Source organism: Planctomycetota bacterium, assembly GCA_035384565.1.
Lineage (GTDB): Bacteria > Planctomycetota > PUPC01 > DSUN01 > DSUN01 > DAOOIT01.
This window is the reverse complement of record DAOOIT010000159.1, coordinates 1-1,594: the sequence shown is the minus strand read 5'-3', so window position 1 is coordinate 1,594 and position 1,594 is coordinate 1. Positions and strand designations below refer to the sequence as shown.

Here is a 1,594-nt window from a genome sequence, read left to right as displayed (position 1 = left end):
TTGGACGCGGGAGCGTCCGCATCACCGCCCCCACGCAGAGCGTAGGGGCGAGCATGAGAGCCACCCCTCCCATGCTCGCTCATCCCTCAGGTGAGCTGGAGTGGCCGGAGCCCGCAAGGGTCGAAGCCCCTCTCAGGGGTTCAGGCGCCAGATTGCCACGTTGAGCACCGCGGCGAAGCTGACCCAAGCGAGGTAGGGAGCCAGGAGAACGCCCGCAGGCATCGAGATACGCCAGAAGGCCACGAGCGAGGCGACGATGGCAAGCCAGAGCGCCACGATGTCCGCGAGCGCCCCGCCGAAGCTCCTCAGGCCGAAGAAGATCGGCGACCAGGCGGCATTGAGCGCGAGCTGAACCCCAAAGAGCACCAGCGCTGCTGCGCGCCCCGGCGCGTCCGCCTTCCGCCACACCAGCCAGGCCGCCACCGCCATCATCGTGTAGAGAACCGTCCACACGGGGCCGAAAACCCAGTCGGGCGGCGAGAACGCCGGCCTGCGTATCTCCTGATACCAGGTTCTCACAGCCGGCCCGGTGAACAGGGCGCCGAGGGCCGCCGCCCCGAAGCAGGCCGCCAGGCATATCCCAAGGGCTACGGCACTTCTTGTGCCAAGTCTCACGTCTCGTTCTCCGCCGCCGCACAGAGCGGGCGTCCTCTTCACCACACTGCGACAGCAACTCCCAGCGCGCCGATAACCCAGACCCATCGTGGCACGCCACCGACCTCGTGGAATCGCCTCACCTTCGCAATCCAGCCAGGCAGCCGCAACCAGTCCCCAAGGCCATACGCCTCCTTATGCCCGAAGGCGAGCCAGAACTTCCCCTCGCCGCGGTCGGGCAGATACCCCACAAGGTAGTAGCGTCCCGCCTCGGGCAGAACCAGCTTCTGCTTCGCAAACAACCAGGAATTCGTGCCAGTGAACGGCTCGTGGAAAGTCGTGGGCTCCGGGCCTCCGGCGGTGCCGAACGCCACACCGCCCAGGCCGGCCGGGGCGTCGAACTCCCCCTTCCACTGCGGCAACCCTGGCCCGATGACGGCGGCAGCGGGCCTGACGCCCTTGAGCCGCTCTATTCGCGGCACGCCGAGCTGAAGCTCGATCTCCTTGCCCCTCTGTCCCTCGAAGGCAATCCACACCCGTGGCGAGTGCTGCGTGGCAGCGTGGTAGGTCACCATGGAGACATCAACGTCGTTCACCGGCACCGCGTTGGCCGCATCGGTGGCTGCGCCATCAGCGAAGATCGGCTTGTGTGCCCAGGCAACGCCCGCGTCAAGGAACACCCAGGCAACAAGGAGTAGCGAAGAACGGATTGGCAGGCGCTTCATGCTGGTGCGTCCCAGATCGCTCAGTCGCCAACCAGGGGGCGAACCCGGTCAACATGGAAGATGACCAGATATCGGGCTTCTCCCTCACCTGGCTCGCAGGCGATGGGGGCCTTGCGGCGGCGGAGGGCCTGGATCGCCTCCGCATCCGTCGTCTCGCTCACCTTGGTCAGGTGAAGGCGTTTGCCCACGTAGCCGCTTGCCCCTTCACGGAAGAGGTAGCTAGCCCAAGTTCGTCAGTGAGGACGATTTTCGGGCGATTTTTCGGGGGGCACCCC

Annotated in this window: 3 protein-coding genes; all 3 read right to left on the bottom strand. The window is 66.4% G+C overall.

Annotated features, from left to right (window positions below; genetic code table 11):
* Positions 1 to 132: 132 nt before the first annotated feature.
* From PLE19_24080 to PLE19_24070, 3 genes are read right to left on the bottom strand one after another with little or no spacing between them, the layout of a single operon-like run.
* Positions 133 to 615, bottom strand: coding sequence for a tryptophan-rich sensory protein (locus tag PLE19_24080; protein HPD18026.1), 483 nt, complete (start codon positions 613 to 615; stop codon positions 133 to 135).
* Positions 616 to 653: 38 nt separating this feature from the next.
* A complete protein-coding gene (locus tag PLE19_24075; GenBank protein ID HPD18025.1) occupies positions 654 to 1,319 on the bottom strand; it encodes a hypothetical protein in 666 nt (221 codons plus the stop codon).
* 20 nt (positions 1,320 to 1,339) lie between these two features.
* A complete protein-coding gene (locus PLE19_24070; protein ID HPD18024.1) occupies positions 1,340 to 1,507 on the bottom strand; it encodes a hypothetical protein in 168 nt (55 codons plus the stop codon).
* Positions 1,508 to 1,594 lie beyond the last annotated feature (87 nt).